Source organism: Mesorhizobium vachelliae, assembly GCF_033977325.1.
In the GTDB taxonomy this organism is placed as follows: Bacteria; Pseudomonadota; Alphaproteobacteria; order Rhizobiales; family Rhizobiaceae; genus Mesorhizobium; species Mesorhizobium vachelliae.
In genome coordinates this window covers 84,532-111,226 of record NZ_JAVIIR010000014.1, presented here as the reverse complement: position 1 = coordinate 111,226, position 26,695 = coordinate 84,532, and the positions used below count along the sequence as shown (strand labels likewise).

Genomic DNA, 26,695 nt, shown 5'->3' with positions numbered 1-26,695 from the left:
CGGACCGCGCGGGCCATATCGTCGCGCTCGCGGCCGAGCAGAGCGATCTTCGAACTCCTGCCCCTGATCTGAGCTTCGTTCTGATCGAGTTCAGCGGTTGAGGCCCCAAAGGTGTGGATTCAGTTCGAAGCTCTTGATCAGCATCTCGGTGAGGACCCGTACTTTCCGCGTCGTCGAAGCCGATCGAGCCCAGCTATCGACCGGGCGGCGCGCGGGAAAGACGGTCATACGCGTTCGCTCGTGAGAACTTGGGGAGAGAGGGCAGTCCTCTCCCCGATTATCATCTAAGAGGCAGCAACCTTCGGCTCCATAAGCTCTTGCGCAAGCAAGCTGGCGTGCGGCGTGAGCGCAGAGAAATCATGCGCGCAAAGATGAAGCTGCCTGAGCGCCCAGGGGTCTCGCAGTGGAACAATTGCCAAGCCGAGGCGAGTCAAGTCTTGGGTGGAGGCCTCTGATAAAATCGCGATCCCAACACCGGACTTGACCAGCATTGCGACGTGCTCAATCCGTCTGAGTTGAATGCGGTAGTAAATCTGGCGGCCCAGGCGGGCCGCACGTTCTCCCAGATGAGCTTCCAGCGCGGCATCGGACAGGCCGACGAACGGCTCGCCCACGACGTCCGCAAAAGCCACCGATCGTCGATCGCTGATGCGATGCGTTTCGCTCATCACGACGACGAGCTGGTCCTGCGCGATAACGCGAGTCTGCAACGCTGCCAGATCGGCAATGTCGGCCACAACTCCCAAATCAGCACGACCTTCCGCGATGGTCAGAGCAATCTCGGTGCTTGGCCGCTCACCGAGATCAATGGAAAGGTCCGGATAAGCGACCAGGAATCGGCAGAGTCGATGCGGTAGAAAGGCAGCCAGCCCAGCCGTGTTGGACAGGAGCCTGATGCGCCCTTTCAGACCGGTGCCGTAGGTGCGCAGTTCCCCGCGCATCTGCTCCACCTGGTTTAAGATCAAACGGGCATGGCGAACCAGGGCATCACCGGCCGCGGTCGTCGTGACCCCCCGCCTATTTCGTTCCAGGAGCTGTGCGCCAAGCGACGATTCCATTCCGGAAATGCGTTCGCTGACCGAAGCGAGAGCCAGATTCATGATCTCGGAGCCCTTGGTCAGGCTGCCTTGCTCCACGACGGCCAGGAACAACCGCATATCCGTCAAATCGAAGCGCAAGGCCTTTCCTTCGGTTTTGCCGAACTTTCCCATCGGGAACTACCAATTGTGACGTTTGACTCGCTCGTTTATTCTGTCTGTGCGCGACATCAGAATTTCTGATTTTAGACAATAAAGCAAGCGGTTAACGTGGCTGGCGCGCGATAAGAGCTAGCGTGTCCGTTGGCTGGGCCGCCCTATGAGGCAGCGTGGGTGCCATCGGCCCAAGCGAAGCCATCGAATGCAGCACTTTCAGGTTGAGCAAGCCAAAAATGAACGACTACTTTTCACCGCACCTCCTGATTGTCGTGTTGACATTCTTCCTCGCCGGGATCGTCAAGGGCGTGGCGGGGATGGGCCTGCCGACCGTCGCCATGGGTATCCTCGGTTCGATCATGTCGCCGGTCAGTGCAGCTTCGCTGCTGGTCATCCCATCCTTTGTCACCAATCTTTGGCAGCTGCTCATGGGGCCGGGTTGTCTGGCGCTGATAAAAAGGTTTTCGCTGATGATGCTCGGCATCGTGGTTGGCACGCTCGCCGGCACATGGCTTCTGACGAGTGTCGATACAGAATATGCAAGCGTCGGACTGGGCTCCGCCTTGATTCTCTACGCGGTGCACGGCCTGTGGGCGAAGCCATTGTCGATACCTGGGCGCCGTGAACGTTTGCTGTCGCCTGTTATTGGGCTGACAACCGGAGCAATCAACGGGGCAACTGGAATCTTCACGCTTCCTGCCGTTCCCTACCTCCAGGCCCTCGGCCTTTCCAAGGACAATCTGATCCAGGCATTGGGACTGTCGTTCACGGTCTCGACAATAGCGCTTGCGGCGGGCTTGGCCCGTGGCGGAGCTTTCCATCTTGGAAATGTTGCTTTGTCAGCGCTCGCGGTCATTCCCTCGTTGCTGGGCATGTGGGTCGGAACAACGGTCCGCGAGCGCATAAGCGCCGCAATCTTTCGACGCTGGTTCCTTATTCTCCTTGCAATTCTTGGCCTCGAACTGGCCGTTCACCCATTCTTCCTCTGAGACAGATGACGATGCGCCAGAGCGGCGCGCGGGGAAGACGGTCATACGCGCTCGCTCGTGAGAGCTTGGGGAGAGAGGGCGCTTCCTTTCTCCCCGATTGTCATCTCCGTGTCTCACCGGGCCGCGCGCTGAGCGATATGACGACGCGACTATGACTGGCCCATTCAGACTTCCATCTCCTGTTCCCACCAGCCGCGCGTGTTCACGTTGGCGGCGTCGGCGAGAGCTTCCAGCGCCGTAATGTCGTCGCTGGAGAGCGCTATGCTGGTAGCTCGGACCAGGCCATCGATATAGTAGGGCTTGGTGACCCCGATGATCGGCGTCGTGCCCTTGGCGATAGCCCAAGCCGTCGCGACCTCGGGAGCTGCTGCACCCTGCCTCTGGCCGATCGAGGCGAGCTTGTCCGTCAGCGCCTTCAACTGAGGCAGCATGCCATTGTAAGTCGCCGCCCGGTTGCTGCCTTCCGGCAGCGGGTTCTCCGGGCTGTACTTGCCCGTCAAGGCGCCCTGTTCGAGCACCATATAGGCGAAGAATGGGATGCCTTGGTTGCGGCAGTAGTCCAGGATGCCAGCATCCTCGGAGCTGCGGTAAAGGAGGCTATAGTGGTTCTGGACGGCCTCCACCCGGAACCCAGCTTCTCCGAGGATCCGATTGGCGAGCTCGATTTCGCTCAGCTTGTGATTCGAGACGCCCACATGTTTGACCTTCCCGCTTTTCAGCAACGGGATCAGGTGCGGAGTCCACCGTGCTACATCTGCCGGATTGTGAATCCAGTAGAGGTCGATGTAGTCGGTGCCGAGGCGGGCCAGACTCTGCCCCAGCATGTCCGTCACCGGATCGTCGCCGGTTTCCGCAGCCTGCGGGGTGAACTTCGTGGAGAGCTGGTAGTCGCTGCGGGCGAAGGGCTTCAGGACGTCCCCGAGAACGGTCTCGGAACGGCCCATGCCGTAGACTGCGGCGGTATCCCACAGGGTGAAGCCGGCCGCATGCGCCTTGTCCGCGACCTCTTCCAAACCAGCCTGAGTCAGGGGGCTGCCGAAATAGCCGTCGCCAGCCTCGCCGCTGTCGCCCCAGGCCCACGTGCCCAGCGCGACGGTGGGGATCTTCAGATTATCGGTTGTCATGTTTGCTCTCCATACGTGTTCCGCGGCCAGGTACGCTGTGACCCGGGCGCCGCTGATAAAGTGATGCTCGGCGAGGCCGAACCGTTAGCCTGATGCGCCGGGATTCCTGCCTGATCCTCCAGAAGCCGCGGTTCGCATTGCCGCGCTTCCGCCCGCGTGCGATGGTCGGGTTCATGGAAACACTGACCGAAATCGCGGCCGTGATTGCCCGGCACGTCTCGAAGGATGGCTTCAACGCCACCCCCATCGAGCGTGTGACGCTTGTTCGATCCTCCACGGTGACGATGCCGATGCCGAATGTTTACCGGCCGCAACTGGTCCTCGTCGTGCAGGGGCGAAAGGAGGTCGCGCTGGGCGACCGCGTGTTCAGATACGCACCGGGGCGCTACGGGGTCGTGACCTACGACCTGCCGGCTATAGGCCATGTGATCGAGGCGACGCCCGACAAGCCCTATCTCTGCCTGTACCTCGATTTCGATCCGGTCATGCTGGGTGACCTGGCGTTGCGCGTGCCGCCGCCACCCGGAACGCCCTCTCTGCCCATAGGCAAGACGGTGTCCGACGCTGGCGCCGGTCTGCTCGACGCGACGCTGCGCCTGCTGCGCCTGCTCGACGATCCGGCAGCGCTGCCCGTGCTCGGGCCGCTGGCCGAGCAGGAAATTCTCTATCGCCTGCTCGCCGGCCCGGACGGCGCCAGGATGCGCCACATCACCTCCAGCCAGGGTCGGTTGGCCCAGGTCGGCCGCGCCATCGCCTGGATCGGCAAGAACTTCCGGGACCGGTTCAGCATCGAGCGGCTTGCCGCGGAAGTAGGCATGAGTTCGTCTAGCCTGCACGAGCATTTTCGCGCCGTGACGGCGATGACGCCGCTGCAGTTCCAGAAGCAGCTCAGGCTGCAGGATGCGCGCAGCCTGATGCTGGTCCAGGACATCGATGCCACGACTGCCGCCTTCCATGTCGGTTACGAAAGCGCGTCGCAGTTCAGTCGCGAATATCGCCGCCACTTTGGAGAGCCGCCGGCGCGCGACATAGCCCGCTTGCGCGCTTCGCCGGCCTTGGCAGTGGTCGCTTGAGCTCAGCCTGCCGACGTCGGCGCATTAAGGTTTAGTCCAAATATGGCCGGGTGGCTCGCTCACGATCCAGGCCGCTAGGGAGCCAGGTTGGAAACGTGGGCGACAAGTAGAACCAACACACAATTGCGATAAGATGTTTCACCATTTCCGGTTCCCGAGGCCCGATGTCTGAAGTCGACTGGCTAAGCCATCTCCTGCAAATCGTCACCGTAACCGGTCAGCTCGAGGTCCGCTGCGCCTATGGTGCGCCGTGGCGCGTTGCCTGGAGCCAGGCTGCGGCGAACGAAATTCCCTACCATGTCATCGTCAAGGGCCGCGCCATTATGGAGGACCCGGAGACCCGAACACCACGAGAGCTGGTGAGCGGAGATATCGTGCTTTTGCCTCACGGCGCTGCGCATGTGCTGCATGACGGTAGTGGGCAAGCACCTATCCGTACCCGTCAACACCGCGGGGCTGCCGGATGGATGCTGAGCGAGAACGATGGCGAGGGCGAGCGACTCGATCTGATGTGCGGGCGATTTTTCATCGCGCCGCCCCATGACCGGCTGATCCGCAACTACATGCCCGCGAATCTGGTGACGCGGGCCATGAGCGGTCATGGAGAAAATGGAGTGGGCTCAGCCTCCAGCCAGCTGGCCAGCCTGGTGAACCTGATGCGGATGGAGTCCTCGGGGGACAGAGCCGGAGGACGAGCCATGCTAAACGCGCTTTCTTCGGCTCTGTTCACGCTGGTATTGCGCGCGGCAAGCGAAGCCGAGGGAGCGCCCGAAGGCTTGTTGGCCCTGGCCGGCCATCCGCGGCTGGCTCCAGCAATTGCGGCAATGTTCGCCGATCCGACGCGGTCCTGGAAACTGCCCGATCTGGCGGACTTGTGCGGCATGTCGCGCGCCACGTTCATGAGGCACTTTCAGGACAGGCTGGGTTGCTCCGCGCTCGACTTGTTGACCGATCTTCGCATGAGTCTGGCAGCCAACGAGTTGAAGAAGCCGGCGATCAGCACCGAGGCTGTGGCCGAGGCGGTCGGGTATCAATCCGTTTCGGCATTTCGACGTGTGTTTGCGGAGAGGATGGGGATGACGCCGGGCGAATGGCGCCGACTGGCGCACAAGGGCGTTTGATGCATGTCGCCCAGACGTGTGCAGCGGTTCCGGGATATGCATCAAAACAAAAAGACCTAAGGCGCGTCGCCCGAATCCGTTTCAGCGAGACGCGCAGCCTAGGTCTCATACGCGCGGCTTGATCCTTTTGAGCATCATATTGAGCTAATCCAGTCTCGAATGTTGCGAAGCATGGCGTAACTTAGGCTCCGTAATCACTTGATTAGGGAGCCACCCAATGAACTGCATCACCGGCAAGCCGGCAACCGGCGCGATCGCCGACATCCACGCGCAGACCGAGACGAGCGGAATCGCACTTTCGCCCCAGCCTTCCCATTTGCCCATGCGGACGACGCCCACGAACGCCGTCATCGAAACGATCCTGAGCCGCAGCGCCGCCAAGTACTATGACCCGGCAGCCACCCTGAGCGACGATCAGATCCGTGACCTTGTGCGGATCGGCACATCCGCGCCGACATCCTTCCACCTGCAGAACTGGCGGTTCATCGCCGTCCGCACGCCTGAGGCCAAGGCCCGGTTGCGCCCGATCGCCTGGAACCAGCCCGCGATCACCGACGCCGCCGTTACCTTCATTGTCATTGGCCAGTTGGCCGATGCCAGCACCGTTCCCGCGCGCCTGGCACCGGTGGTGGAAGCCGGCATCATGCCGGCGCACCTTGTGCCCGACTGGGAAATGCCCGCTCGCGGTCTGTATGACGGTCAACCCCAGCGGCAACGCGACGAGGCAGTGCGCACCGCCACCTTTGGCGCTGCCGCGATCATCTACACGGCCCGCTCGCTGGGCTGGGGTTCAACGCCGATGATCGGCTTCGACGCCGAAGCCGTGCACAGCGAGTTCGGCCTCGCCGAAGACGAAGTGCCGGTGATGCTCCTGACCGTCGGGCCGGAGCGCGCCGGCAACTGGCCGCAGAAGCCGCGCATGCCCGTCGCCGATGTGCTGGACTTCGCATAATTCTCAATAAAATCAGAAGTTTATGGAGACTATCATGGCAAGGATTGCTGCCCTGAAGCCGGAACAGGTACCGGCTGAATCGAAGCCGGCTCTCGATGCCTTCACCAGGAACATCGGGTTCACCCCGAATATGATGGCCGCCTTCGCGCAGAGCCCCATCGCATTCAACTCGTGGGCTACGTTGCTCGGCTCTCTCAGCAAAACGCTCGACGTGAAGACACGCGACAGCATAGGCCTCGCCGTCTCCGAAGTGAACGGCTGCAACTATTGCCTGACGGTTCACAGCTTCACCGCCGAACATATGGCTAAGCTGCCAGCCGAGGACATCATTCTCGCCCGGAAGGGTCGTGCCAACGACGCAAAACGGGATGCGGCCGTCCAGTTTGCGCGCAAGGTCATCGAGACCCGCGGTCACGTCAGCGACGCCGATCTGAAAGCTGTCCGCGATGCGGGCTACACCGATGCAAACATCATCGAGATTGTCGCCCTGGTGGCCATGTACTCCCTGACGAACTTCTTCAACAACGTGTTCGATCACGACAAGGACTTTCCCGCCGTCACGCCAGCCGGCTCGATCTGAGCCCCTGTCCTGCCGAAACCTCCCGAAGCACTGGATCCGTCACATGAACATCCTCCATATCGATGTCAGTCCGCGACAAGAATCGCATAGCCGCCAGCTTTCGAAGGCGATCGTCGAAAAGCTTCTTGAGGTTGCCCCCGAGGCGAGCATCACACGGCGTGATCTGGGGACTGAACCCTTGCCCCACACCGTGGCTCTCTACGCCGGAGCGCTGGCGTCGCCGGCCACGTTGGCCGCCCCGCCGAAGGGCGCTCTGGATGTTTCCGAAGCGCTTATTCGGGAAGTCGAAGCCGCTGACGTGATCGTCATCGGGACGCCGATGTACAACTTCACCGTTCCCTCGGCCCTCAAGGCGTGGATCGACCAGATTCTGCGTGTCGGTCGCACGATGAAGTCGACGCCGGCCGGGAAGGTGGGGATGCTCCGGGATCGTCCGGTGTTCATCGGCGTCGCTTCCGGTGGCGTCTTTACCGGCGACAGGGCAAACCAGCCCGATTTTCTCACGCCCTATCTGTCGCTGGCACTGCGCTCCGTTGGGCTGAAAACCCAGCAATTTCTTCCCCTGCAGGCCACCGCGTTCCTCGATCGGGACCAAGCTCCGTTGGCGAGGGAAAAAGCGCTCGCCGCTATCGACCTGACGCCCGTGGCAGACCTTCGAGACGGCGACGCCTGGCCTGCGGTGCTCTCAGGCGCCGGCAGATCGTATCGCGATGTCCGCCCTGCTCCTGGGAGCGTCGCGCCAGCAATGTTCTCAGGCACGCCGCAAGCTCTGGGCGCTCCCGCATCTTAACCTCCGGCCTCCGCCGGACCGTGAACACGAGGTCTTCCGATGATTTTACCGACCGCTACGCTTCCCCAAATCGGCGACAGGATCACCGACAAATCAGTAGCACCCGATGACAGCGCCATCCGTGAATGGGTCGGACCAGAGGCGTTCGGCTATTGGGCCGAGCTGCGGAACTGGATCGACGAATTCTACCCAGGCGTTTTCGCGCCGGACTGGCTCTACGGCGGCAAGAACCGCGGCTGGTCCCTGCGCTACAAGAAAACCAAGGCGTTCTGCACCCTGGTGCCGGAATACCGGCGGTTTTCGGCCGTGGTGGTCATGGGTGGGGCGGAACGAGAGAAGTTTGAGGAGCGGCGTTGTCTCTGGCGCCCGCCATTGGCCGCGCTCTACGATGAAGCCAGGACATACATCGACGGGAAATGGCTGACGGTTGCCGTCTCATCGGCGGATGATCTGCGCGATGTGACGGAGCTTCTGACCATGAAGCGACCGCTGCCGTCGCACGGCAATTCGACATCGAGGCCGTAGCGGAAGGCGTCGAGCCGATAATCGGTCGCGTGAGGGACCGAGAAAACCTTCCGCGCCCGCAATTTACCCCCGAACCAACAAAGGAGACAATTCCCATGAAAGCAATCGTTGTTACGGACCAGACGGCAGGAACGGCCGGAATGAAGCTGGTGGAGCGGCCCGAGCCGCAGGCGGCGATAAACGACGTCGTCGTTCAGGTTCACGCGGCGGGATTCGTCAACACCGAGCTGGAGTGGCCTTCGACCTGGGCCGATCGGGCCTTCCATGACCGGACGCCGTCCATCCTCGGCCACGAGCTGGCCGGTGTGGTCACCGCGCTTGGCTACGGCACCACGGGGCTTTCGATCGGTCAGCGGGTGTTCGGCCTGTCGGACTGGCATCGCGACGGCACACTTGCCGAGTACGTCGCCATGGAGGCACGCAACCTCGCGCCGCTGCCCGGCGATGTCGACTTCACGGTGGGCGCAAGCCTGCCGATCTCGGGCCTGACCGCATGGCAGGGCCTGTTCCAGCACGGCCGCCTTCGGGCGGGACAGAGCGTGCTTGCGCATGGCGCGGCCGGCGCCGTCGGCTCGGTGGTGACGCAGCTTGCACGCGAAGCCGGAGCCTATGTCATCGGCACCGGACGCGCCGCCGACCGCCAGAAGGCGCTCGACTTCGGCGCGAACGAGTTCGTCGACCTCGGCAACGACACTCTGGAGGACATCGGCGGCGTCGACCTTGTGTTCGACGTCATCGGCGGCGATATCCAGAAGCGGTCCGCAGCCCTGATCCGGGCTGGAGGAACGCTGGTAACCGTCGTCGCGCCGACGGATGTTCGACCCGCCGACGGCCTGGCGATCGACTTCGTCGTCGAGGCTGATCGCGCCCAGCTATCGGAGATAATCCAGCGGGTACGGGACGGAAGGCTGCGGACCAACATCGGCAAGGTGTCATCGCTCGACGATGCCGTCGCAACCTTCAATTCGACCGAGCGGCGCGCGGGAAAGACGGTCATCCGCGTTCGCTCGTGAGAACTTGGGGAGAGAGGGCGCTTCCTCTCTCCCCGATTGTCATCTCCGTGTCCCGCCGGGTCGCGCGCTGAGCGATATGACACCCAAAAACCAATTGCAAAATAAAATCGGTCGACTTAACCTAAAACCGATTGCATAGCGCAATCAGATTGCGCGAATGCCATTTGAGGAACAGGCAATGGCCAAGCTTGTGTTCGGAATGAACCAGTCGCTGGACGGCTACGTCGATCATACCGCGTTTGGGCCAAGCCCCACGCTCTTCCGCCACTTCATCGAGGAGGCCGAGCGACAGGCCGGCAGCATCTACGGTCGCCGCATGTATGAGATCATGCGCTACTGGGACGACGAGCATCCTGAATGGGGTGCGGAGGAGCAGGCCTTCGCGGCGGCGTGGCGGCGCCAGCCGAAATGGGTCGTCTCGCGCTCGTTGCAGTCGGTCGGTCCCAACGCCACGCTTGTCGAGGGCGATCTCGCGGACGCGATCCGCAAGCTGAAGGCCGGGCGCGACGGTGAGATCGAGGTCGCCGGCCCTGACCTTGCGCGAAGCCTCACCGAACTGGGCTTGATCGATGAGTATCGGATCTACCTCCACCCTGTGGTGCTTGGTCACGGCAAGCCCTATTTCGCCGGACCCCGGCCGCCGCTGCGCCTCATGGCTCACGATCGCATCGGCGAGGATGTGATCAGGTTGACCTACGTTCCCGTCTGATCTTGCGACATCCTGCCGTGCCGCCGACGGCAGAAAATTCGTAAGGATCTCAGCTCGCCTGCGGTGCCGTCCGGGCCTGCACGAGCAGCCTGCGTTCGAACCCCCACAAAAGGAGCGGGCAGGCCAAAAGAGCCGCCGAGCCGAGGCCGAGGGCCGCGCCTGCGCCGCCTGTCCAAAGCGCAAGCCTGCCGCCGAGCCAGGGCGCCATCAGCATCGTGGCGTAGTAGACGGTGTAGAAAAGCCCCATTCCCAGTGCTCGTGTCGCCGGCGCCAGCACCCGCGCCGGCAGGCTCATGATCGATCCAGCCGGAAGCCCGCAGACGAGGCCGAGCGCAACCAATGTGGGCGGCACCGGCGAGCCCCGCCACAACAGCGCGATCAGTGCAGCGAAAGCGAGGCTGCTTGCGACAAGCAGCGTATTGCGGCTTCCCGCACGGTCCGCGAGGTAGCCTCCGAGCGGAACCGACAGCGCCGCGAGCCACAGTGCGATGCTGACCGCAGAGCCGGCGGCGGCGGTCGACCAGCCGCGCTCGACCAGCATCGACGGCGCGAAACTGAAGATCATGGCGAAGCCGACATTGTAGAAGGCCCATATCAACCCTGCCAGCAGCACCGCCCAGACGACGGGCGGCCCGAGCCGCGCAGCCTGGGCCGAAACCGGAGCGACGGAGTGGTCTGGCGGCCGGTAGAAAAGCCCGACCAGTGCCAGGGCCGCGCCGATAAGCGCCATGACCGCGATCTGCGCGCCGGCAATTCCGAACTCAGCCTGGATCAGCGGCAGCACGACGAGCGTCAGGGCGATGCCCAGCGGCCATGAGTTGATGAAGATCGCCATCGCCGTGGCGATCTGCCGGCCCGCGAACCAGTCGACCATCATCTTGGTCATAAGCACGTTCAGCAGCACGCCGCCTATGCCCGCGATCAGCCGGCCTGCGATCTGCACGCTCCATGAAGTCGAGCTGCAAAGCAGCGCCTCGCCCGCCAGCATCATGGCCAGCCCGGCAAGCACGGTCGCCTTGTCGCCAAAGCGCCGTCCGATCGCGCCGCCCGGAAGCGCCAGCGCGATGCCCGGCGCGAAATAGAGGCCTATAAGCACGCCTATATCGGCGAGATTGGCGTTCAGCGCCTTCCCAAGCTCCGGCGCGATGGCCGCGATGCTCTGGAATTGCACCGCCATCGCGGCGCGGGCGACAAAGAGGACGGCAAGGATCGTCCAGCGGCCGCGCACGGGTCCCCCACGGATTTTCGAGTTATCCAGGCCTGATATTCTGGTTCAATCGGAAGAAATTGGTCGGATCGTACTGCGTCTTGATGGCGGCGAGGCGCGCATAATTGGCGCCATAGGCATCACGCACGCGCTCGTCACCTTCGTCGCCAAGATTGTTGGCATAAACGCCGCCGGTTGAGAATGGTCTGACCGCATTCCAAAGCTCGCGCGCCCAACCGATATTGGCCGCGTCATCGGCCGGATCGTCCCAGATGGCGATCGGGAAGCAGTCGAGGGCCGCATCGCGGTTGGCGTAGGGCGAATCCGACGCGGGCACGCGGGCGATCGCGCCGCCGACCTGCTGGAAGACCAGCAGGGACGAGCGATTGGGAGCCTTGGCGTAAGCGTCGAGCAGAGCCTCGATCGCGCCATCGCTGATCCCGCGCAGGAACTGCGCCTTCCAGTAATAGCGTCGCCCGCGTGGAAAGAGGCTGTCGCCCGCCGATTGAATCTGGAGGTAGGGGATGGCCTGGAGACGGCTATCGATGGGAGATCCGAATTTCATCAGCGGCGCGATGACAGGCTTGCCCGCCTCGAGCGGCCCGGCATAGCAGGCCGAGATGCTGAAGGCGCGCTCGCCCGAGGGCAGCGTGACGAGCGCGGCATCGACGCTCACCTCGTCCGGGGCGTCGCGGGAGAATCTGTCGTAGAACCGCATGGCCTCGCGCGCCTGATCCCAGGCGTGAAGCACCGAGCCCACGAGAAGGTCCGGGCCGAGCGGGTGCAGCCGGTATTCGAACGCCGTCACGATGCCGAAATTGCCGCCGCCGCCGCGCAAGGCCCAGAACAGGTCAGGGTGCTCGCCGGCGCTTGTCCGCAACAGCCGTCCGTCGGCGGTGACGATTTCAGCTGCGATCAGATTATCGCAGCTGAGACCATGCTTGCGCCCGAGCTTGCCGAAGCCGCCGCCGAGCGTCAGGCCGGCAATGCCGGTGTCGCCGTTGACGCCCATGGTCGTCGCAAGCCCATGCGCCTGCGTGGCTGCGTCGAACTCGGCAAGGGTCAGTCCGGCTTCGGCCCTGGCGACCCGGCGCTCGGGATCGACCGCGATCTTCTTCATGCGCGACAGGTCGATCACCATGCCATCGTCGCAGACCGACAGGCCGGCGACGTTGTGGCCGCCGCTGCGAACGGCCACGAGGCAGCCTTGCGACCGGGCATAGGTCACGGCAAGGATGACGTCATCGGCATTGGCGCAAAAGACGATTGCCGAGGGCCGTTTGTCGATCGCCCCGTTCCACACTCTGCGCGCCTGGTCGTAGCAGGCGTCCGTCGGCAATACCAGTTCGCCTTGCAAGCCCTCCCGTAGCCGTGCGATCGCCGTGTTCGAGGAAGGGGATCGGTCTAACAGCTCATCGGTCTGTCGCGGAATGTCCATCGGTGCCGCCCTCGGTTCCAACCGGGCTACGGTCTCACAGGGTCCGGCCTTCTGCAAAAGCGAAATTCTTCGCTACTGGATGAGCAAAATTCATCTACACTGCCGGCATGAGAAACTTGCCGCCGCTCCGTGCGCTACATGCCTTCGAGGCAGCCGCCCGGCACGGCAGTTTCAAGGCAGCGGCGGAAGAGCTTGGCGTGACGCCGACAGCGATCAGCCACCAAATCCGCCTGCTGGAAGAGATATGCGGTCGCAAGCTGTTCCAGCGCCGGCCGCGCCCGCTGGTGCTGACGAGCGCCGGAGCGCGGCTGTTCCCGCTCCTCCGCAATGGCTTCGATCTTCTCGCCGGCTCCCTTGCCGCGGTCGCCGAGCCGGATGTTGAAGCGCCATTGCGAGTGACAAGCCCGAACGCTTTCGCCAGCCGATGGCTGGTGCCGCGCTTGCCGAAATGGCGGGAGTCCAACCCGGCCGTGCCGCTTGAGATCATCGGGACGGACGCGCTGCTCGATCTGCGCGCCGGCGCCGCGGATGTGGCGATCCGCTACACACGTCGCCCGCCCGTGGGCTTTGCGGCGCAGGAGGTATGCCGCGACTCCTTCTTTCCCGTTTGCAGTCCGGGGTTGCTGGCAAGCGATGGGCGGGCGATCGAACGGGCCGCCGAACTGTTGCGTTATCCGTTGATCCATTTCGACTGGATGAACCGGGACCCGGACGCGCCGACCTGGCGCCGATGGTTGGCCACGGCTCGATCGATCGATCCCGACCTGATCCCTGACAAAGCCTGGGATCTGAGCTTCCGCGAGGAACTGCACGCGATCGACGCTGTTGTCGCCGGGCAAGGCATCGCGATCCTGAGCGACGTCGTCGTCGGCCGCGAACTGGAAAGCGGCTCGCTCGTCAAGGCCCATCCCTTGTCCCTGCCGGGCTACAGCTTCTATGTCGTGTGGATGCAGCACAATCCGCGATCCGCGGTGATGGAGTCCTTCCTGGCGTGGATGAGAAGCGTCTTGTGAGGCAGGCGGAAGCCGGGATGAGCAACGCGGCTTATGCCGTGTATGCCAGCGCCAGGATTCTGGGCGAGATGGCGAAGCGCACCGTCAGCCTGCGGCCGGATGATGTGACGGCTTTGCCCGATTCCAAATCGACGGCGATGTCCTCGAAGCCCAGCACGCGGCCATCGAGCGGAAACGACGCCTTGTAGACTGCCTCTTTGGCGGCAAACAGGACGCGGCTGCCAGTACCGGGATCAAGATCACCTTGGCGATCTTGAGGCGTGGCCACGATCGCCTCCAGTTCAGGAGGCAATGGCAAGGCCGGCTCGATGTCGACGCCCACGCTTCTCATCGCGTCGGATCGCGCGGCGACCGCCACGGCGAGGTCGTCGTCATGCGCGATCGAACCGATGATGCCCGCGGGCCAGATCGGGTTTCCCAATTGGCCGCGTGGCACGGCGGGCTCCGCGCACCCAAGCCGCCGCAGCAATCCATGCACCACCTGACGGCCCGCCCCGCTGGCGGCGCGCGCTCTGCGGTCGCGTGCAGCAATGGAGGCGTTTTCCGCTGGCAGCAGATATTGCTCGTCTCCGGTGCGAATAAGACGGCAACCGGTGATCATGCCAGGCGGTGCAAAGCCCGTCAATGCGCGCTCGACGGCCATCTCGATGTCCGGCCGTGCCCCATTCGGTGGGGTGTTCAACGCCCTATCCGCCCAATTCGAGCACGGCGATCATCTCGCCATCCTCGTCCAGTCCCTGCTCGATGAAACCGAAGCCGGCGTAAAGCCGGCGCGCCGGCTCGTTTTCCGGCTCGTAGCAGATCGAGACGCGACGTACATGGCCAAGGCGCGTAATCTCTTCCAGCGCCTTGGCGACGGCGGCGCGGCCAAGGCCCTTGCCCTGCTCGCGCCGGTCGATCATGAAACGATAGATGACCGCTTCGTCATCGTCGTCTGGCGCGCTGTACATCAGGAATCCGACGACGCGCCCTGCCGAGATCACGGCGCGTGGGATTGCCTCGTCATCCTGGCGAGCCTCGGCCAGCGAGTCCGCGTTGGAGGCGACGAAGCCTTGCTGTCTTGGTGACAGCTCGAGCGCCAGTATCGCCGCCCGGTTGCCCCTGCCGACTGGCTCCAGGGCAACTGGCTGGTCACTCATGCCGTCGGCGCGCGTCACGGGGCATGCCCGATTTCCATCGCGCGGGCATCGATCGGCGTCACGACGCCGTAAAGCTTCGCCGGATTGCCGCGCCAGACCGTGTTCGGCTCGAGGACTTCGCCCTTCATGACGAAGCAGTCGACGTCGGCCACGGACCCCTCGCCCATCACCACCGCGTAGTGAACGAAGGCGGAGGGCGCCAGCGTGCAGCCATTGCCGATACGGATGTAATCGGACTTGAACGCGCCTTCCTCCAGCGAGTGCGGCTGGATCACGCAGCCCTCGTTGAGCGTCACGTCGTCGCCGATCTCCACCAGCGACCGCTCGGTTATGATGCAGCCGCCGTCATAAAGCCGCAGCCCGACCTTCACACCCAGCAGGCGCAGCATGAGCGGCCGGAACGGGGTGCCGGCGAACAGCCCCATGATCGGTGAATCGGACAGCTTCCAATGGCGCTCGTGCCGCCAGAAAACCGGGTCGTAGATCGTCGCCATCCTGGGCTTCAGCCGGCGGAAGACGAGGCTGGCGCGCTCGAGGAAGATATAGAACGGAATACCGATTGCCGTGGTCAGCATCACCGCGACGAACAGCGCCGTCGCCCCCCATTCGGTGTAGTAGTTGAGCGCCCGGTCCCAGATGGCGAGCGTCAGGAACAGGATCACCCATTGCGCGGCCACGAACATCAGCGCGGTGACGAGATTGTGCAGGTTCTTCCGTGGCAGGCGGCGACTGCGCTCTTTGTCGGAGATCAATCCGAGAAGCTCCTTGTCGCGATTGACCATGCGCGGGATCTCAAAGGGCGGCGAGCCCAGCAGCCCGACATTCTCGCGCATGGGACCGTCCACCGGCACGTGGACCTTGGTTCCGAGCAGGCAATTGTCGCCGACGCGGGAATCCGGTGAATAGATGATGTTGTTGCCGAAGAAGTTTCGCTCGCCGACCCGCGTGTGCTCGAGGCGGAAAGAGTTGGCCGACTTCTGCATGTTGACCATGAACAGACCGTCGGACACCATCGTTTCCGAGCCGATTTCGCTTAACTGCGGATTCTCGTGCCGCTGGTTGGTGCCGAAATTCGAGCCGGTCTGGTCCACCTTGTTCAGCTGCCAGCCGATCGCGCGCAAATAGTAGACGACGGCGGAGCTGTCGCCGAACAGGACGTTCAGCAGACGCACATTGCTCACCAGCTCGAGCATCGACTGCAGCCAATAGTGGAAGCCGTAGAGAGAATAGTTGCGGCCGGGCTTCAGCAGGAGGTTGAACAGCCGTGGCACGAGGGTCGCCAGCAGCACGCCGCCGACGATGAAGCCGGCCACCGTGACCGTGGTGCCGATCGCCACCAGACCGATCGTCTCCTGATAGTCGTCGCCGACATTTTCCCAATAGGCGTGGAAAAGCAGCGGGAAAGGCGTGACGATGGCGAAGAGGATGAAGAGCTGGATCGCCTCATAGACGACCCGGCGCACTCTCGATAGCGGCACGTTGGGAACAGTGCAGTAATCCGCCTCGGTCCGGATCGCCGGCGAGCCATGCCAGCGCTCTCCCGCGGGAATAGTCTGTCCGCGATGCAGCGACGAGGCGTGGCCGAGCTGGGTGCCATCGCCCATGCGCGTGTCGATGTCGAGCGTCGAGCCGACGCCGATGAAGGCATTGTTGCCGATGTCGACGGGGCCGGTGTGGATGTAGCCCGCCTGGGCGCGGAAGCCGAGAATCATCGATTCCTTGCGCAGGATCGAGTTGTCGCCGATCGTGATCAGGTCGGTGCAGACCGGAACGGCGCGGCATTCGATGACGGTGCGTTCGCCAAGCCTGGCGCCGAGCAGGCGCAAATAGAGGCTGTAGAGCGGGCTGCCTCGGAACAGCACGACCGGAGCGCTGCGGACCAGTGTCTTCACGATCCAGAAGCGGTAATACCGCCAGCCCCAGATCGGGAAGGTTTCGGCCTTCCAGCGGCCGACCAGCAGCCATTTGGCGGCGATGGCGAAGCCGCTCAATCCGAAGAACACGCCGGCGGACAAGATAACGCAGCGCACGTAAAGGGTTCCCGGGTCGTCCAGGGCGTCATAGACCCAGTTGAGGCCATCATTGGTCGCCCACAGCGCGAGATAGCTGTAGACCGCGTAGAACAGCAACTGGCCGAATCCCGTTGCCCAGATAGCAAGGTTGGAAGCCCGATGCGTCAGCATGGGCTCGCTTGCGGCGACGGCGGCCATCTGCGGCTCCCGCAGGTGATCGGAGAGCTTGGAGACCGTCGGATACAGGTAGATGTCGCGCATCGACGTCGTCGACCACGCCTTGCGGGCGCGGATGCGGGCGCAGAACCGGGCCATCAACAGGGAGTTTGCGCCGAGATCGTCGAAGAAATGATCCTCGATCGAGATATCCTCGAACTTCAGCACGTCCTGCAGCGTGTCCACGAGGAACTTCTCGTCCTCGTTGCGCGGGTCGACCATCGCATGGCCGGATGCGACACGCGCGCTGGTCGGTTTCGGCAATTTCCTCAGGTCGACCTTGTTGGAGACCGTCATCGGGATAGCGGACAACTGCTCCAGGTAGGCCGGCACCATGTAGTCGGGCAGCCGCCGCTTCAGCTCCTGCACGAGCACGGCGCGATCCACCCCTTCGCCCCCGGCCTTGGGCGCATAGTAGCCGACAAGTTCCGTGCGCTCGGGTTCGATCTCCCAGGTGGTGACCGCCGCCTGCGCTATGCCTGGCTGGTCCAGCAGCACGGCCTCGATCTCACCCAGTTCGATACGATAGCCGCGGATCTTCACCTGCGTGTCGATGCGGCCGTGATATTCGATCTCGCCCTTGTCGTTGATCCGGCCAAGGTCGCCCGTCCGGTAGATGCGGCCGCTGGGATTGTTCGGCAGCCCGATGAAATCCTGGATGAATTTCTGGTCCGTCAATTCCGGCCGGTTGAGATAGCCGACCGCCACGCCCATGCCGCCGATGCAGATCTCACCCAGTTGGTCGCCGGTCAGCACCGCCGGCTTTTCCGGGTCGAGGATGGCGATCGAATAGGTGGGCAGAGGCCTGCCGATCGTCACCGGCTCGTCCGGCGTCAGGAGCGCCATCGTGGCGGTGACCGTGGCTTCGGTCGGGCCGTAGGTGTTCAGGATCTGGCGGCCAGGCTTCGCCCAACGCACCACGAGTTTATGCGAGCAGGCTTCGCCGCCGACCAGGATCGCGCGCAGGCTCGGCGCGTCGCTCTCGATCGACGACAAAAGGGTCGGGCTGCAGGCCATGCATGTGATCTGGTGTTCACGCAGGAAAGCGGCCAGTTCCTCGCCGACGAGGGGCTGCTGACCCGGAGCCGGCACCACCGTGGCGCCGGCGGTGAACGGCACCCAGATCTCCTCCGAGGAAAAGTCGAAGGCGATCGTCATGCCCTGGTATACCCGGTCACCGGGTTGATAGCCGTAGGACGCCGCGGCGACCCGGATGAAGTTGCAGAAGCTCTGGTGGGTGATGACAACGCCTTTCGGCTTGCCGGTGGTGCCGGATGTATAGAGGATGTAGCAGGTTTGATCCTGGACGCCGTCCGGCAAGGGCGCTGTTTCCGGCTGGAGCGCGATTTCGGACTCCGCGGAGTCGATCGAGATATGCGGCACCGGCAGGCGCGCCACGCGCGCCGCATAGCCCGAGACGCTGATCACCAACGTGACATTGGCGTCGTCGATGATCATCACCATGCGGTCTTCGGGAAACGCGGTGGCTAAAGGCACGAAGGCCGCCCCGGCCTTCATGACGGCCAGCACAGCAATGTATGTCTCGGCGGAGCGGTCCAGCAAAAGGCCGATCCGATCGCCCGGCTTGACGCCACGCTCGATCAGAAGATGCGCGAACTGGTTGGCGCGGTTGTTCATCTCGCGATACGACCAGGCGCGGCCGCCGGAAATGACCGCGGGCGCGGCGTCGAAGCGGCTCGCCAGGTCGCCGAAGAACCGGTCGAGCCTTTCGTTCGGCTCGCCCTTGTGGATGAAATCGGGGCCGACAAGGACCTGGTCTTGCGCCGACGGCTGCTCTGCCGCCTTGGATGTGCGAGAGCGTTGCCTGGCAGGCTTGCTTGCTTCATTGAGAGACATTGGGGGCCCCCGCGAGCTCGTATTCGCTCGCACTATGCCGCGATTGGCGAAAAGACAATAAGCTGGTGATATTGGGCCAGTTGATTTGCCTTTGCGGCCGAATTGAGATGCGACGTGCTTTGCTCTCTCAGCCCTTGGCGGCGCGGGCCTTTCCGTTCGCGCCCTCGATCAGGGCGATCAGCCCCTTCAGGATCTCGATGGGCGGCGGCGGGCAGCCTGGAATGTGCAGGTCCACCGGCACCACGTCCGACACGCCGCCGACCACCGCGTAGCTGCCGGCGAAGCAGCCGCCGTCCTTCGCGCAACCGCCCAGCGCGACCACCCATTTCGGGTTGGGCATCGCGTCGAAGGTCCGCTTCAGCGCCTCGCGCATGTTCTTGGTGACCGGCCCGGTGACCATCAGCACGTCGGCATGGCGTGGCGAGGCGACGAAGCGGAAGCCGAAGCGCTCGATGTCGTAGAAGGCGTTGTTGAGCGCATGCATCTCGAGCTCGCAGCCATTGCAGGAGCCGGCGTCGACCGCGCGGATCGACAGGCTCCGGCCGAGCCGCTTGCGGGCGACGCCGTCGAGAGCGCGCGCCAGCTCGTCGGCGGCCGCGTCGCTGACTTGCGGCGGGCGCTCGGTCAAGGGCGGGCGGATCAGGCTTTCGAAGAGCAGCTTGCGCATGGCGGTGTGCCTTGGCCCGGGTTGGAGCAGTTCAGCGTCTGATAGAATCGCCGACCTGCTCCAACTCTTTGTTTTTGCGCAATTCCGGACGGAAAACCGCTGCGCACTTTTCCTGGAATTGCTCTAGAGATCATGGCCGGAATAGGAGCAGTTGAACGATTTGTTGCAGATCGGGAAGTCGGCGACGATGTTGCCTTCGATCGCCGCTTCCAAGAGCGGCCACTGGAACCATGAAGGGTCGCGCAGGTGGCAGCGCTCGATCGTGCCGTCCTCGCCGATGCGCAGCCAAACCAAGATGTCGCCGCGAAAACCCTCGACCAGCGCCATGCCCTCGCGCGGCGCATCCGCGGTCCCATCGGCGGCCCCATTTGCGGCATTGTCCGCCGCGACCGCGACAAGGGTCGGGCCGGAGGGCAGCCGCCCGAGAATCTGCTCAACCAGCGACAGGCTCTGCTCGACTTCCCGCACGCGGATCCAGACGCGCGCGTTGACGTCGCCCTCCTGCAGCACCGGCACATCGAAGGCGAGCTCGTCGTAAGGCGCGTAGCCAGGGCCGCGCCTTGCATCGAAATCGCGGCCCGACGCGCGCCCGACATAGCCGCCGGCCGCATATTGCCGGGCAAGCTCGACTTTCAGCCGGCCGGTCGCCACCGTGCGGTCCTGCAGCGAGGCTGTGTTGTCGTAGAGCTCGACCAGACGCGGGAAGCGCTGCCTGATCTCCGTGACCAGCGAGCGGATGGCGTTTCCACCCGCCTCGTTGAGATCGCCTGTCACGCCGCCGGGCACGATGCGGTCGCGCATCAGGCGGTGGCCGAAGGCCGCATCGGCGGCGCGCAGCACGCGTTCGCGCAGCACGCCGCAATGCGCGTGCATGATCGCGAAGGCGGCGTCGTTGCAGATGGCGCCGATGTCGCCGAGGTGATTGGCGAGGCGCTCCAGCTCGGCCATCAGCGCGCGCAGCCATATCGCGCGCGGCGGTGGCGCGACGCCGAGCGCGGCTTCGACGGCGCGGGCGAAGGCCAACGAATAGGCGACCGTGCTGTCGCCTGATGTCCGGCCCGCCAGCTTGGCCGCGCCATCCAGAGCTGCGCCCGCCATCAGGCCTTCGATGCCCTTGTGCACAAAGCCCAGCCGCTCTTCCAGCCGCACCACCGTCTCGCCGCCGGCCGTGAAGCGGAAATGTCCCGGCTCGATGATGCCGGCATGCACCGGCCCGACCGCGATCTGGTGGAGGCTTTCGCCCTCCGCAGTCAGGAACCGGTAGGAGGCGGCGGCCGCCGGCCCGCCCGGCTGCGCCGCCAGCGGATGCGAGACGCCCCATTGGCCATGGTCGAGCCAGCGGCGGGTATCGGGCAGGCCCTGCGGCGCCAGAGCGAAAAGATCCGCCGCGGCGCGTTCCAGCCGCAAGGCCGGCGGATGATATTGGCCGACCGAAGGGTAGCGGCCGCCCCGGCAGTCCAGGCTGATGACGCCGATGTCGAGCGCCTCGTCGAGAAGCGCCATGTGCACCTTGTCCGGCTCCCCCCACAGGCCGAGCAGGCTCCAGCGGCCACTGGCGAGCTGCTCGACGGCCAGGTTCCAGACCTTCGGCGCCACCACGGCGCGCGGCCACGGGACGTGATGATCGATCCGGCGGCCGGCTTCGATGAGATCGGCGAGTGCGGGTAAATTCTTCCGGATCATGCGCCTTTACCCCAGGATACCGGCGACATGCTGGAACCACGCCACCAGCGGCGCCGGCAGATAGATGCCGGCGGCAAACACCAGGGCGAGGTGCGAATACATCGGCACATAGGATGCCTCGACCGGCGCGGTGCCGCCGCGCGGCTCGCCGAAGGCGACGCCGGTCAGCCGCAGCAACAGCGCCCCGAAGGCGAGGAGCAGCCCGAACACCAGCGGGATCGCCAGCCACGGATGCCTGGCGAAAGTCGAGCTGACGACCAGGAACTCGCTCATGAAGATGCCCAGCGGTGGCAGCCCGGCGATGGCCACGACGCCGATGACGAGCGCCCAGCCAAGCCCGGGATGGCTTTCGGTCAGACCCTTGATCTCGGAGATCTTCTGCGTGCCCTTGACCTGCGCGATATGGCCGACGGCGAAGAAGATCGCCGACTTGGTCAGGCTGTGCATGACCATGTGCAGCAGGCCGGCGAAATTGGCGAGCGGTCCGCCCATGCCGAAGGCGAAGACGATGATGCCCATATGCTCGATCGAGGAATAGGCGAACAGGCGTTTGATGTCGCGGCGGCGGTAGAGCATGAAGGCCGCGAAGATCAGCGAGGTCAGCCCCATCGTGACCATCAGCGGCCCCGGGCCGATCGCCTGCGGGCTCGCCGCGAGCAGGAGCTTGAAGCGCAGCACGGCGTAGAGCGCCACGTTGAGCAGCAGGCCCGACAGCACCGCCGAGATCGGCGTCGGGCCTTCGGCATGCGCGTCGGGCAGCCAGGCATGCAAGGGCGCAAGGCCGACCTTGGTGCCGTAGCCGAGCAGCAGGAAGATGAAGGCGACGCTGAGGAGCGCGGGGTCGAAATGCGCCGCCTTTTCGATCAGCACTGACCAGACCATGGCGTTGGTGCCCTCGCCGACGACCGGCTGGGCGGCCATGTAGACGAGGATGGTGCCGAACAGCGCGAGCGCGATGCCGACGCTGCCGAGGATGAAATACTTCCACGCCGCTTCCAGCGCCTCATGCGTGCGGTAGATGCCGACCATCAGCACGGTGGTCAGCGTGGCGAGCTCCACCGCGACCCACATCAGGCCGATATTGTTCGACACGAAGGCGAGGTTCATGCCGAACATCATGATCTGGTACATCGCGTGGTAGAACCGGAGGTTCGGCGCGGTCAGCCGCCCGGTCTCCAGCTCATGCGCGATATAGGAGGCGCTGAACACGCTGGTGGTGAAGCCGACGAATGTGTTGAGCACGATGAAGACGATGTTGAGGTCGTCGACCAGCAGATATTGCCCCGGGGCCGGCCGTGCCGTGACGAACAGCGACAGCGCAGCGAGCAAGGTGAGCAGGCTCGCAATGACGTTGACGACCGCCGTCATCTTGTAGTTCGGCAATGCCGCCAGGATGGCCGCGGCGCCTGCTGGAATGAAAAGGATCGCGGCCACGGCGTCGAAGGAGAACCCGCTCACCGGCGTTCTCCCCGGTAGTCGTCAAGCGCGCCGATATCGACCGAATCGAACCGTTCGCGGATGCGGAAGAGGAAGACGCCGATGACGATGAAGGCGATCAGGATCGAGAAGGCGACGCTGATCTCGACGACCAGCGGCATGCCCTTGGCGCCGGTGGCGGCCAGCACCAGGCCGTTCTCCAGCGACATGAAGCCGACGACCTGGCTGACGGCGTTGCGCCTCGTGACCATCACCAGCAGCCCCAGCAGGATGATCGACAGCGCGAAGGCGAGATCCTCGCGGGCGAGCGGATCGGCCTCGGGCGTCACCCGAAGCATCAGCACCATGGAGAGCGTCACCAGCCCGATGCCGGCGAGCATGGTCGGGCCGATGCCGACCGCGGTCTCGATGTCGCGGTGGATGCCGAGCCGCTGGATGATGCGATGCAGCCCGACGGGAATGACGATCGCCTTGAAGACCAGCGCTATCGCCGCGGTGATGTAGAGGTCGTGCGCGTCCTGGATATAGGCCTGCCAGGCCACCGACAGCGCAAGCACGACCGCATGCAGCGCAAAGACGTTGATCAGCGCGAACAGCCGGTCCTGGTAGAGCATCATGAAGGAGATCAGCACCAGGCTGCCGGCGAGCAGATGGGCGATGTCGAAGGTGAGACCGTTCATCACAGGCTCCGCGACACGAACAGCAAGAGCGTGCCGAGCAGCGCCAGCATCAGCGCCGCGCCCAGGAAGTCCGGGACGCGGAAGACACGCATCTTGGCGACGGCCGTCTCGAACACGGCAAGCAGGACGGCAAGCACAACGAGCTTGCCGAGATAGGTGGCGGCGCCGATGGCCAGGGCCTTCGGCCCCGCGTCCGCGCCGTCCAGCCCCCAGGGCAGGAAGACGCATGAGATCAGCGACATGTAGAGCAGGAGCTTGAGGAAGCTGGCGAGCTCTATCATCGCAAGATGGCGGCCGGAATATTCCAGGATCATCGCCTCATGCACCATGGTGAGCTCCAGATGCGTGGCCGGATTGTCGACCGGAATGCGCGCGTTCTCGGCGATCGCCACCATCACCAGCGCAATCAGCGACATGCCGAGCGACACCCTCAGGCCGACTTGCGGCGAGCCCATGAAGGCGGCGACGGTCGAAAGCTGCGTGGCGCCAGCCACCAGCGCCAGGCTGAACACGATGAGCAGCATCGCGGGTTCGGCGAGCGAGGCGATCATCACCTCGCGGCTGGCGCCGATGCCGCCGAAGCTGGTGCCGACATCCATTCCGGCCAGCGCCTGGAAGAAGCGCGCGCTGCCGAGCAGCGCCACGATGACGATGAGGTCGGCGGCCCAGCTGAACTCGAGGCCGATGGCGAATGTCGGGACGAGCGCCGCCGCCACCCAGGTTGCTGCGAAGATCAGGTAGGGTATCACGCGGAACAGCCAGGACGCATTGTCCGCCAGCACGACCTCCTTGCGCATGAGCCTGACGAGATCGCGATAGGGCTGGATCACCGGGGGCCCCTGCCGCCTGACCAGCCTCGCTTTCAGCTTGCGCACGAAGCCGATCAGAAGCGGCGCCAGCAGAAGCACGACCAGCATCTGTGCGCCCTGCACGGCCAGCTGGAAAATCACGGCCATAGCGCAAGCACCAGAAGCAGGATGACGAGATAGAGGAAGACCAGCGTCAGGTAGCGGCGTATGGTCAGGAACTGCAGGTGGTTGAGCCGCTCGGTGGCAAAATCGATCGCGCCGGTGATCGGCTGGTAGAAGGTCTCCCAGGCCACGTCATGCATGTCCACCTTGAGGCGCGCCGGTTCGAGGGAGCCCGGCGCCGGCATGTCCACCGTCTCGCGAACCCTGAACGCGAAGCCGCCAAAGACGCGGCGAATGGGCTGCGCGAAGCTGACGGCGGTGTATTGCGCGGCCGGCACCGCGTCCGCGAAGCCGCACCCCCATGCGATGCCCCTGCGCAGCGCATGCGAGGCGAAGCGGTGGATGAAGAAGGCCGCGAGCGACGCCGAGACGGTGATGAAGGCGAACACCAGGAGGCCGTTATAGGAGCTGCGGCTCTCGGCGATCGGCACGATCGACAGCCAGGGCTGCGCCATCTGCACCGGCATGCGGTCACCGATCAGTGACAGCGTCACCGGTGACAAGGCGTCGATGGCGAAGCCGGGCAGGATGCCGGCGAGCAGGCAGAAGGCGGCAAGCACGGCCATCGCCGCCAGCGACCAGCGGTCGACCTCATGCGCCCGTTCCACCGCGGCCGACCGCGCCCGGCCTAGGAAGGTGATGCCGAATGCCTTGACGAAGCAGGCCGCGGCCAAGGCTGCCGACAACGCCAGCATGCCGCCGACCGCGGGCACGATGACCTTCAGCCCCCATTGCGGCAGCTCGGGGCTGCGCAATATGGCCTGGAAGACCAGCCATTCGGAGGCGAAGCCGTTGAAGGGCGGCAGCGCCGAGATCGAGACGCAGCCGACGAGGAAGACGAAGCTGGTCACCGGCAGGCGATGGATGAGGCCGCCGAGCTTTTCCATGTCGCGTTCGCCGGTCGACGTCAGCACCGCGCCGGCGCCGAAGAACAGCAGGCTTTTGAAGAAGGAATGGTTGAGCACGTGGAAGAGCGCCGCGGTGAAGGCCAGCGCAGCGGCCGAGGGCATGGCGTTCGCCTTGAAGGCGAGCGCAAGGCCGAGGCTGGTGAAGATGACGCCGATATTCTCGATGGTCGAATAGGCAAGCAGCCGCTTCAGGTCCTTTTCCATCAGCGCGTGAAGGATGCCCAGCACCGCCGTCACGCCGCCGATGAGAAGCACAGCGATGCCCGACCACCATGCCGGCTCGCCAAGCAGGCCGAACACCACGCGGATGAAGCCATAGATGGCGACCTTGGTCATGATGCCGCTCATCAGCGCCGAAACGTGGCTGGGTGCTGCCGGATGGGCAAGCGGCAGCCAGGCATGCAGCGGCACGAGGCCGGCCTTGGAGCCGGCGCCGAGCAGCATGAGAACGAGCACCGCCCCGGCCGCTAGCGGGCCTGGATGCGCCGTCCGCATCGCGTCGAACGCATAGGTTCCAGCCGGTCCGGCCAGCAGGCCGAAGGCAAGCAGCAGCGCCATCGTGCCGAAGCTCGCCATCACCAGGTAGATATAGCCGGCCCGCCTGTTGGCCTCGTCGCGGTGGTGCGCCATGACCAGCGCCCAGGAGGCGAGCGACATGAACTCCCAGGACAAGAGGAAGCTGAAGGCGTCATTGGCCAGCACGACAAGGTTCATGCCGGCGAGGAACGCCGGATAGAATGGCAGTACGCGATGCGGCGCGGATTCGTGCCGGCCGTAGCCAAGGCCGTAGAGGCTGGCGATGGCGCCGCCCAGATTGACGACGACGAGGAAGAACGCCGACAGGCCGTCGAGGCGGAATCGGGCGCCGGTCCAGGGCAGGCCGAGCGGCAAGGTGGCGGACGCCTCGCCGGAGTTGCCGGCGAGATGGCCGGCGACGATCACCATCAGGACGGATGAAATGACAAACGCAGCGCCATAGACCAGACGCGTCACAAAGCTGTGCCGGCTGACGGCTGCGGCGAGGATGGCGGTTGCCAGAAGCGCGGCAGGGCCGCACAGTAGAAGCGCGACGGTCGAATTCACGGCTGGCTCCCGCCGGATTCAGCCCCGTCGCCATCGGCTTCGGATGCCTTGGCCGGATCGAAACCGGCTTTCAGCCGCACGCCGCGTCCGCCGCCCTGGCTCACCGCGCCTTCCCCGATCAGCTCGATGCCGGAGACCTCGAGCGCCGCGATCAGCTTCATCAGCGAATCGACATTGCCCCGGATGATCGAGCCGCTGGCTTCCATGCGCTGGATCGTCGGCACCGACAGGCCGGACAGTTCGGCAAGCCGGCGCTGATCGATGCCGAGCAGCGATCTGGCGGCGCGCAATTGCGGTGCGGTTATCACCGAGGAG

The 26,695-nt window shown here is 64.4% G+C and carries 24 protein-coding genes; 10 read left to right on the top strand and 14 right to left on the bottom strand.

Annotated elements, in window-relative coordinates:
- Window positions 1-284: 284 nt before the first annotated feature.
- Window positions 285-1,211, bottom strand: coding sequence for a LysR family transcriptional regulator (locus RFM41_RS25930; protein ID WP_320252132.1), 927 nt, complete (start codon window positions 1,209-1,211; stop codon window positions 285-287).
- Between the two features lie 218 nt (window positions 1,212-1,429).
- On the opposite strand from RFM41_RS25930, the gene RFM41_RS25925 reads away from it, so the two are divergent.
- A complete protein-coding gene (locus tag RFM41_RS25925; protein ID WP_320252302.1) occupies window positions 1,430-2,182 on the top strand; it encodes a sulfite exporter TauE/SafE family protein in 753 nt (250 codons plus the stop codon).
- A 164-nt stretch (window positions 2,183-2,346) separates the two neighbouring features.
- Here the strand turns inward: RFM41_RS25925 and RFM41_RS25920 are convergent, their stop codons facing one another.
- A complete protein-coding gene (locus tag RFM41_RS25920) occupies window positions 2,347-3,306 on the bottom strand; it encodes an aldo/keto reductase (protein WP_320252134.1) in 960 nt (319 codons plus the stop codon).
- 173 nt (window positions 3,307-3,479) lie between these two features.
- Between RFM41_RS25920 and RFM41_RS25915 the strand changes: the two genes are divergently transcribed.
- The 8 genes from RFM41_RS25915 (at window position 3,480) to RFM41_RS25880 (ending at window position 10,069) form a co-directional block, all read left to right on the top strand.
- Entirely contained in the window at window positions 3,480-4,379 is a 900-nt protein-coding gene (locus RFM41_RS25915; RefSeq protein WP_320252136.1) for an AraC family transcriptional regulator, read from the top strand.
- Between the two features lie 164 nt (window positions 4,380-4,543).
- On the top strand, window positions 4,544-5,500 hold the full coding sequence (locus tag RFM41_RS25910) for an AraC family transcriptional regulator (protein WP_320252138.1): 957 nt from the start codon (window positions 4,544-4,546) through the stop codon (window positions 5,498-5,500).
- A gap of 322 nt (window positions 5,501-5,822) precedes the next feature.
- On the top strand, window positions 5,823-6,452 hold the full coding sequence (locus RFM41_RS25905; RefSeq protein ID WP_320252303.1) for a nitroreductase family protein: 630 nt from the start codon (window positions 5,823-5,825) through the stop codon (window positions 6,450-6,452).
- Between the two features lie 34 nt (window positions 6,453-6,486).
- Complete coding sequence (locus tag RFM41_RS25900; protein ID WP_320252140.1) at window positions 6,487-7,032, top strand: carboxymuconolactone decarboxylase family protein; 546 nt, start codon at window positions 6,487-6,489, stop codon at window positions 7,030-7,032.
- A 43-nt stretch (window positions 7,033-7,075) separates the two neighbouring features.
- Window positions 7,076-7,822: an FMN-dependent NADH-azoreductase gene (locus RFM41_RS25895; protein WP_320252142.1), complete on the top strand. Its 747-nt coding sequence runs from the start codon at window positions 7,076-7,078 to the stop codon at window positions 7,820-7,822.
- Between the two features lie 39 nt (window positions 7,823-7,861).
- A complete protein-coding gene (locus RFM41_RS25890) occupies window positions 7,862-8,347 on the top strand; it encodes a DUF3788 domain-containing protein (RefSeq protein WP_320252144.1) in 486 nt (161 codons plus the stop codon).
- Window positions 8,348-8,442: 95 nt separating this feature from the next.
- Window positions 8,443-9,360 carry an NADP-dependent oxidoreductase gene (locus RFM41_RS25885; RefSeq protein ID WP_320252146.1) on the top strand — a complete coding sequence of 306 codons (918 nt, stop codon included), beginning with the start codon at window positions 8,443-8,445 and terminating at the stop codon, window positions 9,358-9,360.
- A 178-nt stretch (window positions 9,361-9,538) separates the two neighbouring features.
- Complete coding sequence (locus RFM41_RS25880) at window positions 9,539-10,069, top strand: dihydrofolate reductase family protein (protein ID WP_320252148.1); 531 nt, start codon at window positions 9,539-9,541, stop codon at window positions 10,067-10,069.
- A 49-nt stretch (window positions 10,070-10,118) separates the two neighbouring features.
- On the opposite strand, the gene RFM41_RS25875 is transcribed toward RFM41_RS25880, so the two are convergent.
- A complete protein-coding gene (locus RFM41_RS25875; protein WP_320252150.1) occupies window positions 10,119-11,297 on the bottom strand; it encodes an MFS transporter in 1,179 nt (392 codons plus the stop codon).
- Window positions 11,298-11,319: 22 nt separating this feature from the next.
- Window positions 11,320-12,615, bottom strand: a complete 1,296-nt coding sequence (locus tag RFM41_RS25870) for an FAD-binding oxidoreductase (protein ID WP_320252152.1) — start codon at window positions 12,613-12,615, stop codon at window positions 11,320-11,322.
- A 206-nt stretch (window positions 12,616-12,821) separates the two neighbouring features.
- On the opposite strand from RFM41_RS25870, the gene RFM41_RS25865 reads away from it, so the two are divergent.
- Complete coding sequence (locus RFM41_RS25865; protein WP_320252154.1) at window positions 12,822-13,727, top strand: LysR substrate-binding domain-containing protein; 906 nt, start codon at window positions 12,822-12,824, stop codon at window positions 13,725-13,727.
- A gap of 31 nt (window positions 13,728-13,758) precedes the next feature.
- Here the strand turns inward: RFM41_RS25865 and RFM41_RS25860 are convergent, their stop codons facing one another.
- The 10 genes from RFM41_RS25860 to RFM41_RS25815 all read right to left on the bottom strand — a co-directional run bounded on the left by RFM41_RS25860 (window position 13,759) and on the right by RFM41_RS25815 (window position 26,688).
- Window positions 13,759-14,370: a 4'-phosphopantetheinyl transferase family protein gene (locus RFM41_RS25860; protein ID WP_320252155.1), complete on the bottom strand. Its 612-nt coding sequence runs from the start codon at window positions 14,368-14,370 to the stop codon at window positions 13,759-13,761.
- 43 nt (window positions 14,371-14,413) lie between these two features.
- Window positions 14,414-14,866, bottom strand: coding sequence for a GNAT family N-acetyltransferase (locus tag RFM41_RS25855; RefSeq protein WP_320252157.1), 453 nt, complete (start codon window positions 14,864-14,866; stop codon window positions 14,414-14,416).
- 14 nt (window positions 14,867-14,880) lie between these two features.
- Window positions 14,881-18,951, bottom strand: coding sequence for a Pls/PosA family non-ribosomal peptide synthetase (locus RFM41_RS25850; protein WP_320252159.1), 4,071 nt, complete (start codon window positions 18,949-18,951; stop codon window positions 14,881-14,883).
- A 127-nt stretch (window positions 18,952-19,078) separates the two neighbouring features.
- A complete protein-coding gene (locus tag RFM41_RS25845; RefSeq protein ID WP_320252161.1) occupies window positions 19,079-19,618 on the bottom strand; it encodes an NADH-quinone oxidoreductase subunit B family protein in 540 nt (179 codons plus the stop codon).
- Between the two features lie 123 nt (window positions 19,619-19,741).
- Entirely contained in the window at window positions 19,742-21,301 is a 1,560-nt protein-coding gene (locus tag RFM41_RS25840) for a hydrogenase large subunit (protein ID WP_320252163.1), read from the bottom strand.
- Window positions 21,302-21,307: 6 nt separating this feature from the next.
- Entirely contained in the window at window positions 21,308-22,759 is a 1,452-nt protein-coding gene (locus tag RFM41_RS25835) for a hydrogenase 4 subunit F (RefSeq protein WP_320252165.1), read from the bottom strand.
- On the bottom strand, window positions 22,756-23,418 hold the full coding sequence (locus RFM41_RS25830) for a hydrogenase-4 component E (RefSeq protein WP_320252167.1): 663 nt from the start codon (window positions 23,416-23,418) through the stop codon (window positions 22,756-22,758). The genes RFM41_RS25835 and RFM41_RS25830 overlap by 4 nt, the downstream gene beginning before the upstream one ends.
- Window positions 23,418-24,374, bottom strand: a complete 957-nt coding sequence (locus RFM41_RS25825) for a respiratory chain complex I subunit 1 family protein (protein ID WP_320252169.1) — start codon at window positions 24,372-24,374, stop codon at window positions 23,418-23,420. Before RFM41_RS25825 ends, RFM41_RS25830 begins: the two co-directional genes overlap by 1 nt.
- On the bottom strand, window positions 24,365-26,380 hold the full coding sequence (gene hyfB / locus RFM41_RS25820) for a hydrogenase 4 subunit B (protein WP_320252171.1): 2,016 nt from the start codon (window positions 26,378-26,380) through the stop codon (window positions 24,365-24,367). Before hyfB ends, RFM41_RS25825 begins: the two co-directional genes overlap by 10 nt.
- A complete protein-coding gene (locus tag RFM41_RS25815; RefSeq protein ID WP_320252172.1) occupies window positions 26,377-26,688 on the bottom strand; it encodes a helix-turn-helix domain-containing protein in 312 nt (103 codons plus the stop codon). Before RFM41_RS25815 ends, hyfB begins: the two co-directional genes overlap by 4 nt.
- Window positions 26,689-26,695 lie beyond the last annotated feature (7 nt).